Source organism: Planococcus sp. MSAK28401 (assembly GCF_018283455.1).
In the GTDB taxonomy this organism is placed as follows: domain Bacteria; phylum Bacillota; class Bacilli; order Bacillales_A; family Planococcaceae; genus Planococcus; species Planococcus alpniumensis.
On the sequence record NZ_JAAMTH010000006.1, the window covers coordinates 1 to 8,185 of the forward strand.

Annotated in this window: 8 protein-coding genes; 7 read left to right on the top strand and 1 reads right to left on the bottom strand. The window is 37.2% G+C overall.

What is annotated here, in order from left to right; all coding sequences use genetic code 11:
- The first annotated feature begins 322 nt into the window (after positions 1–322).
- The 7 genes from G3255_RS18430 to G3255_RS18460 all read left to right on the top strand — a co-directional run bounded on the left by G3255_RS18430 (position 323) and on the right by G3255_RS18460 (position 6,260).
- Positions 323–559, top strand: a complete 237-nt coding sequence (locus G3255_RS18430; RefSeq protein WP_211656077.1) for a hypothetical protein — start codon at positions 323–325, stop codon at positions 557–559.
- The gene (locus G3255_RS18435; RefSeq protein WP_211656078.1) at positions 537–1,100 is read left to right on the top strand and encodes a tyrosine-type recombinase/integrase; all 564 of its coding nucleotides are present in this window, start codon (positions 537–539) and stop codon (positions 1,098–1,100) included. The genes G3255_RS18430 and G3255_RS18435 overlap by 23 nt, the downstream gene beginning before the upstream one ends.
- Before the next feature lie 377 nt (positions 1,101–1,477).
- Positions 1,478–2,497, top strand: a complete 1,020-nt coding sequence (locus tag G3255_RS18440; RefSeq protein WP_211656079.1) for a replication initiation protein — start codon at positions 1,478–1,480, stop codon at positions 2,495–2,497.
- Between the two features lie 30 nt (positions 2,498–2,527).
- Positions 2,528–3,037, top strand: coding sequence for a hypothetical protein (locus tag G3255_RS18445; protein ID WP_211656080.1), 510 nt, complete (start codon positions 2,528–2,530; stop codon positions 3,035–3,037).
- A gap of 428 nt (positions 3,038–3,465) precedes the next feature.
- Positions 3,466–4,581: a MobV family relaxase gene (gene mobV / locus G3255_RS18450; RefSeq protein WP_211656081.1), complete on the top strand. Its 1,116-nt coding sequence runs from the start codon at positions 3,466–3,468 to the stop codon at positions 4,579–4,581.
- Positions 4,582–4,738: 157 nt separating this feature from the next.
- The gene (locus G3255_RS18455; protein WP_211656082.1) at positions 4,739–5,218 is read left to right on the top strand and encodes a hypothetical protein; all 480 of its coding nucleotides are present in this window, start codon (positions 4,739–4,741) and stop codon (positions 5,216–5,218) included.
- Positions 5,219–5,702: 484 nt separating this feature from the next.
- Positions 5,703–6,260: a MerR family transcriptional regulator gene (locus tag G3255_RS18460; protein WP_211656083.1), complete on the top strand. Its 558-nt coding sequence runs from the start codon at positions 5,703–5,705 to the stop codon at positions 6,258–6,260.
- A gap of 258 nt (positions 6,261–6,518) precedes the next feature.
- On the opposite strand, the gene G3255_RS18465 is transcribed toward G3255_RS18460, so the two are convergent.
- Positions 6,519–7,304, bottom strand: a complete 786-nt coding sequence (locus tag G3255_RS18465; protein ID WP_211656084.1) for a hypothetical protein — start codon at positions 7,302–7,304, stop codon at positions 6,519–6,521.
- Between the last annotated feature and the right edge of the window lie 881 nt (positions 7,305–8,185).

The following is an 8,185-nucleotide window of genomic DNA, read 5'->3' on the forward strand; positions in this document are numbered from 1 at the left end:
ATGGAAAACTTAATTGCCTTGTCCCCTATATTTTTAATGGTCTTCTTGGCGATTGTTATTATCGCGGTTCTGTTCTTTCTAGCGAAACGCGCAAGTCGTTCCGGAAAAAACACGGAATACGAGAAGCGTATTCAAGCTCTAGAAGAAGAAAATAGAAGACTAAAAGAAAATCAATGATTGCAATAACTGTTTAAAAGAAATGGGCTCGCTTTTCCTTGGCGGCGCTCTTTTTTCTTTTCTAGCAATTCCTTAAGTAACCCAATACTTACGTCTCGACAGCCAATAACAAATAACAGTTACCACAGGAGAAAGGAGTATTCTTTTGTTTTTTAAAAAAATGACGCCTTCTGAGATAAAGAGCACTCAAAAGGCAGGAAAGCTTGCTTTCGGTTTTTATTTGGTAGCTCTGTTAGCCCATTCTATTTATGAATTCGCTGTTTCGTTTGAGTTGTCTGCTTCTTTTTGGATTTTAATCAGCGGATTGATTGTGTTCTTTGTGAGTGATTTTATTTTTAACCAAAAGTCAGGAGATCGCCATGACCAAACAACAAGAGATTAAAGATGTCCAACCAATCCGGGCGCTCGAAAAGATTGAGGACATGAAATGGAGCTTGAAGAAATGGTGCAGCGAACGAGATTACATCCTGTTTCTCCTGGGCATCAATTCCGGCTTGCGTGTCGGGGATCTGTTAAAGATCAAAACGAGCGAGATCCAGGGCAAGCAAGTGGTGTCGTTGCGTGAAGGCAAGACCGGAAAACGCCGGACGATTCACCTCGGCAACATTTACGACGAACTGGATGCCTATATTCGCACGCTTGAGGACGCTGAGTGGCTTTTTCCCAGTCGGAAGGGAAATGGACCGATTACGCGCGTTCAAGCGTACAGACAGCTTCAGAAGGCTGCACAGATGGTCGATATCTCGGTAGGCATCGGCACGCATACCTTACGCAAAACATTCGGCTATTGGCATTACAAGCAGTTTAAAGACATTGCCGAGCTGCAGAATATCTTGAACCATGCTCATCCGCAGATTACCTTGCGTTACATTGGGATCACGGATGAACAGATCGAGAGTAATTTAAAAGCGTTTCGTTTGTAAAACTCCCAGTATGTTTCTGCGGAGTTTTTTGTTTGCTATTTTTTCTAGCAATGAATTTGATCTGCATTTTGTTCTTTTCTTTTTCTTTTCATTTTTTCAAAATGAATTTTGCCTATATATATTATCTTTTAAAAGATTTATTAACTTTATTAACTTTATGAACGTCTTGAAGCTTAGAGCCACAAGGGTTTCAAGATTCTATTGAAACAAATACTCCTGTTTATTGAAACAAATACTCCTGTTTATTGAAACAAATACTCCCTTTGTATTGAAACTTTATAAAAGTAAGTTACAATAAAAATAATTTAATTTACATATTTTTTGATGGAGTTACATTTCAAGAGGAGTATTTGTCACAATAAAAAAGGGGATTGAGAATGGCGAGAATGAATTCAAAAACACAGTTAATTTCGTATGAAAATTCAATTAAAAAAAGCAATGAATTATCAATGGCAAAACTATATCAAGGTCTTTCATTGAACCAAATGCAATTGTTGGCTTACTCGATTTTTTGCACACAAAAAAACGGTATCACAGAATTCCGGAAAGCCGATTTTGAAAAAAAATTCGGCATGTCCCAATATCGGACAGAAGATGCAATGAAAGACTCGGATAAAATTACTAGTATAAAATTTAGTACTTCCGATATGAAAAATGAAAAGTTTAAGTTCTGGAATGCTTTCATGGGCATGTCTTACGATAAAGGGCATTTTTCTTTCGAATGGAGTCCTAAAATGCTTCCCCATATTTTAGAAGTACAGGAAAGTCTGTATGTCACAATAGATTTGACCATTGCCTCAAACTTTAAAAGTAGTTTCTCGTGGACTTTGTATGATTATCTTAAGGCTCATCATGGATATTGGTATAAAGTAGTTTCTAAAGAAGAATTAATGGAACTGTTTGGAGTACAGAACGTAAAAAGCTATCAGGAGAATACGGGGCTTTTCAAAAAACGTGTGCTTGATGTAGCTATCAAAGAAATTGAAACTTTTACAGAATTGGAAGTACCCTACAAACTAGAAAAAAAGGGTCGTGCGATTACAGGGTTTAGGTTGGAATGGTCTACTGGTACCAAAATAACAAGTGCTACTCAGAAGCAGATCAAGGAGATTCAGAGCATCATAGACATCGTTTTTGATGACATGTTCCAGTACGTGAACATTAATGATGAAACGGACAGACAGCGCGCTATTACTTTGATGCAAGAGATTGAGGAAATGAGATTATATACGATTGAATCTATTGGAATTACAAGTGAAAAAGCGAGTAATCTAATTCAGAAAGCCGCTTGGAATTTCAGAGAATTGAACCGACTACTAGAAAAAAATCACAAACCTGTATCATCTGAATCTAAAAAGAAAGTGGAATTTTATAATTGGCTTGAAGACCGAGGATAAGAAGAATGAAATGATGAAGGGAAAGTGGACATGAACGAAGTTTTTATTGCTCTTTTAAGTGTTTCAGTAGGTTTTTTGCTTGGGATTTTAGGTCAATTTGCATCTGCGAAAATTAAAGAACGCAAAGATAGAAAAGAATTTGAGGGATTTAACGAAATGATTACAACAGAGTATGTAGAACCTTATCGTAAGTTGTCAGAAGGATATTTTAATGAAGATGCTTCTGTTCCTAATGGCGAGGTAACTGCGTATTTGAGTAAATCGATAACGAGTTTAACCTACTTGAAGACAGAAGAAATATCTTTTTTAAAAACGGATAATCAATTCAAAATGATTAGATTGATTGAATTCACTAAATCATATTTTAGGGAATCTCAAAGAATCCTCAACGAGTATTCTTTTCAATCTCCATTACCAGGTCCGAAAGATTCCGATAAAGAAATGCATAGGGGAAAAATTGATAAATTAGAAGAAGAGTATAAAGACAAAAAAGAGAAATACTTAAATTTAAAAGCAGAAAAATTATCAGCAGCGAAATAGAAAAAAGATACGAGAGATTATTCGCGCGTCTTTTTTTATTGAGTGGTTTTGTCCGTCAAAATTTAAAAGGCGATAGCGATTAAATTTAAGTGTCTTGCTGAGTCTAGCTATCGGCAGACGCTCAGCAACGGACAAAATGGAAATCGTCAAGGGTAGAGGGTGGAGATTTTTCAGCGCAGCGTTTTGAAAAATACGACCCGTGCCTTGACGATTTCCAAACGGTTTACGAGTGCTACCTTGTTGAGGTTGCAGGAGGATGTTTTGGTGTTTGCCCCTTTTTAAAAAGGGGCAAGGTTCTATGTTTTTCGTTCGCTTAAGCGAACGATCGGCGATAGCCGAAAACCCTCGGAGAGCACACCTTTATGCAATAAAGTATAGTGTGCTATACTTTACATGGAAGTTGACCGAAATAAGGGGGGCGTGTTTTTGTGAGTTTTGCTGTGGTACGGATGCAGAAAATGAAGAGCCCGGATTTAAAGGGCATGCAATTTCACAACCAGCGAGAACGGGAAAGTCGGACGAATCCAGACATCGATCCGGACCGTGAGCACTTGAATTATGATTTGCTGCATCAAGAGAAAATTGATTATAACCAACAAGTAAAAGCCATCATCGAGAGCCAAAAAGTAAGCGAACGGAAAACCCGAAAAGATGCCGTGCTCGTGAATGAGCTGCTGGTGACGTCGGACCGGAAATTTTTTGACGGGTTAGATCCGGCTGAACAGAAACGGTTTTTTGAGGAAAGCCATAAATTGTTCTCTGAACGTTACGGCCAACAAAACATTGCGTATGCGACCGTTCATAACGACGAGAAAACGCCTCACATGCATTTAGGAGTCGTTCCGATGCGGGACGGCAAACTCCAGGGCAAAAATGTCTTTAATCGGCAAGAATTGCAGTGGATGCAAGAGGAATTTCCGAAACACATGCAAAGCTTGGGCTTCGAAGTGGAACGGGGCATTGCTTCGGACCGGAAACACATCGAAATGGGCTTCGAAGTGGAACGGGGCATTGCTTCGGACCGGAAACACATCGAAATGAGCCGTTTTAAGGCATTAACGCTCAATGAGGAGATTAAAACCCTTGAGAAGGAAACCGAAGCCCTGAGAAACGCCCTGAAGGCTTCTAAGAAGGTCGATGAGCTGCAAGTCAGCAAACCCTCTCTATTTGACCGGAACCATGTGAAATTGCCGGTAGAGGATTTTGAAGCCCTCAAAGCAAGAGCCAAAGCGACCGAAGCCATTGAAAGCACGATAGCGACACATGAGAAGCAATTTGATGACATGTTTGATGCAGTGGTTTCCAGCGACCGGAAACTGGAGCAAGAGAAAACCAAGACCGAACGACTGCAGAAAGAAAATAGCCAATTGAAGCAAGAAAACCAGGAGTTGCGAAAAGAAAATAAAACCTTGAGAAGCAAGTTGAATCTGTTGGTGGAGTTTGCAAAAACACACTTGGATAAATTCAAGGAATGGCAAAAAGAGCGTGAGCAAGAAAAACAAAAAACCATGGCTAGAAAAAGAGATCAGGAGTTGGAACGATAAGCCGACCTTGGTCTCTTCTTTTATTGAAATCAATACCTGAGAAATTGGAATTCAAACCAATGGCCCTGATCCATGAACTTGTCGTACTTTTCTACAGGCTCTCTCTCTGCAATATTATTCGAATCACTTACCATGAAAAAGGAGTGAGGAATCTAAAATGAAATTAGAAATTTTAGTGTATAAAAAGTACAAAGGGATTGTTACTAGTGATGATTACATTCGATGGGCCGGTTTCCTTCTCCGAGAGATGGATTCTATTGAATTAGCAAAGCTAGCCACAATGAATCAAAATACCAACTTATTCGAGATTGAGAAAATGTTTCAGAACGTATTGAGCGAAATCAACTTAAAAATGCCATCGATTCAAGAGGCTATGTACGGCTATATTTCTTATTTGGAGCAAGAAATTCTTCAAAGTAACCAATCACCTATTCTTACTGCGAAGAAAATTTGTGAAATTGCATATAGCGAAGGCTTAGAGAAAAAAAAGATGGAATGGTATGAGATTAGTGAGTGGATTGATCAGTTAGAATACGATTCAGATTTTAGACTTTCGAAAGAAGAAGTTGAAAATAAAATTAGGGATTTTGTGTTAACTAATGATCAACAGCAGATAAACGTAACTAAAGTGGATTGATTGCTTTTGGTCAGTGAGTTGAGAAAAATAGAAAAGACATTCCGACAGTGCCCATCTATACACCCTGTAGAAATCAGGTGTATTGTGGGCAGCTTCCAGCTGTAAATAATGGGAGACATTGAACGTGCAGCGGCTAAATGAAAAGAATAAAAGTCCCAACAAGATCCGAGAGCGAAAAGCGAGAGTGCCCAGTTATACACCACCCTAATTTTAGGGTGGTTCCTGGAACTTTTATGTCGCCTTCGGATATGAAAATAATAATGATTCGTTCGTAAATATAGGATGAGTTAGTCAATTTCTAGTTGGTTTACATATCCCGACTTATCGGAAGTTCTCTAATAAAAAACCGTAGAAGGTGCTGATTCACAGCATCTTCTTTTTAATTTTCTAGAAATGCTGTTAAAACAGTATCTTTCAGCCTAAGAGAAGCATAAAATAAAGCTACATTTAACTTCGATTAAAGCTAAATTTAAGGGGTGAAAACATGCGAATTCCAATCAGTCGGTTAGTTAAAGAGTTGTCTCTTGAAGCCCATCAACTTCGAGAATGGGAAAAACGAGGATGGCTTGGTGAAGTGGTAAAAGATCCTCGACAGAATCAGCAACGAGTTTATACAGAAGAACAAGTGGAACGAATTCAATTAATTGCCGATACCATTCAAGCGCAGCGAGAAAAAGGCATTAAGCGAACAGACTTAGCGGAAGTTGAAGCTAAATTATTGGAACGGTTCGGCGGCGAAATAAAGCGAATCGATACAGATTTGGTAGTGGCTCCGCAGTCTCTCAATCAGATTGTTGAATTGCTGATGGGGCAGAACCAGAAAATTAATGAGCTGCAGCAACTCATGCACCATCAGCCGAAAAACCAATTGCCGGATCCAGTGGATCATACGGAAGTACTTACTGACTTGAAAAACGAATTAAAAAAGAGCCAGGAACGAGAGGAAAAGCTGTTGGCCAATGTCCAGCAACTACAAAGTGATATGGATGAATTTAAAAAAGCCCCTGCAAAATCCAAATGGAAGTTTTGGGGCAAAGACTAGGGTGTGAATTTAACTTAGTTGTAGTTAAGTTAAATTCGAGTTGCAAGAAATTGATCAGTTATGAGTGTAGGTAATTGATTGAGACCTTATGTGACTAGTAATCTTTTTTAATCTTATTAAATAAGGAGCTAGATAAAGAAAGCGAAGACGTAAAAAGAGAAAACAACGGATATTTGAAATGCGTTGTTTTCTCTTAATTTCATTAAGTTTAGAAGTTTAAAAATGGGAGAATTTTCACAAATAAGTTATGAATAAGATTTAATATCGAACTTCTTTAGCATATTGAGCAGTGTCTACAGAAAGTCCAGGAGTAACTGAAAGGAAACCTTTACTCGCATTAAAACTAGGGTTTACTGTAGCTCTTGCGTGTCCGTAAGATAGTACCGTATTGAATGCACCAGATTTTGTTTTTGAGTAGATGTGGACATTAATATTTCCATCATATACGCTTGCTCCCTGTCTAAGATTAAATCTGTTACCTAAGCCATAAGTCGAGGTGATTGGAGTAAACGTATAAGAACGTTGGAATCTGCTTCCAGCTGATGTCTCGTAATTGCGTTGACTATACCCAAATACATTACCTCCACTTGTCGGATAGGTGATCGACGAAGAAGACCATCCCAATGAGATAGCGTCAGTAAAAGTATTGACTGGTTTTGATAACCATTTGTATGTGCCATATAATCGGAACTTAGAACTTCCAGTTCTATCTGAAGTAACTTCGTAAGCAGATAAGGAAAGTTTTAATTTACTCGAAGAAATAACTCCTAGTGTAGTAAACTCGCCTGGTTTTGCGGTGGTATTATCCTGAATAGAGTATATGTCTTCACCATGTGTGAGAAGGTTAGCACCTTCTTCAATTAACTCCCTGACAAATTCTACTTCGGACTGGTTAATGATTTCTTCTGTAAAATTTGATTCAAGCAAATATTCTTTTTCCTCTTCTGTCAACTGATCATATGTTGATAAATCAGCAGCAGAAACAGTTAAAAAGCTAACAAAAAGTGCACTGAAAAATACAAGTAAACTAAAAAAATTCTTCACAATAATCCTCCTCTGTATAGTAAATATGCTAATATTAACTTATTCTCCCAAAATAAGTTATTTATAATATATACTAAAAATGTTAGGATGTGGGAAAAATGTTTTTTTTATTTTTCTTTATATTACCAATATTGATGACAATCGAACTAGTTTGTATTGTGAAAAGTAGTGAGTGGGAATTTAAAGGTTTTAGTTTAGTTTTATTTATCTTAAACTCGGTAGTTATGAGCTACTTAATTATTTTGTTTTTATCACAGTTAGCTATGGATATTTCTACTAATCTAGGTTAAAAAAGAACAAATTTTACAAAGTTGCATTTAAAAATGCCAAGCAAGGTATGTATTCCTTTGCTTGACATTTTATCTAATCTTGTTCTCCAAATAAGCTTAATTACAAAATACTTAATACATGTACTGATGTGAATGGAATGAGTTCACCAGCACTATTGAGCGATTCCGACTACTTTTTAAAAACAGTTGGTTATTCTTTAGTTATCACCGCGGTTGTTGTATTAGTACTGTATTTAATTAACTGTACTCAAAAGAAAAATAAACAACAAACCTCTTAAATTCCTTTAGGTAAGTTCCGTATTCCGAGCACCTATCGTCGATACACTACTGACGATAGGTGCTTTTTTGATTCTTCAGTGAGATTTGAATGTAACATAATACTAATTAAGTTACATTCAAAACCCTGATTCCATTGACTTCCCAAGAAAAACAAGCGAAACTAAATTTAAGTAAAAAAATGATACATTCAAATCCTTGATTTCACTGAGATGTTTGGGATGAAAACTAGTAAGAGTTCAATATAAAATTCTTCTTAATTTTTTAGTTTACTTGTTTGAGAAATAAGTTACTATCTAGAAAAGGAGGGTTTTT

Coding starts and splice junctions, on each gene's coding strand:
- G3255_RS18445 (WP_211656080.1), top strand. CDS start 2,528: ATGAACGAAGTTTTTATTGCTCTTTTAAGTGTTTCAGTAGGTTTTTTG.
- G3255_RS18455 (WP_211656082.1), top strand. CDS start 4,739: ATGAAATTAGAAATTTTAGTGTATAAAAAGTACAAAGGGATTGTTACT.
- G3255_RS18435 (WP_211656078.1), top strand. CDS start 537: ATGACCAAACAACAAGAGATTAAAGATGTCCAACCAATCCGGGCGCTC.
- G3255_RS18440 (WP_211656079.1), top strand. CDS start 1,478: ATGGCGAGAATGAATTCAAAAACACAGTTAATTTCGTATGAAAATTCA.
- G3255_RS18460 (WP_211656083.1), top strand. CDS start 5,703: ATGCGAATTCCAATCAGTCGGTTAGTTAAAGAGTTGTCTCTTGAAGCC.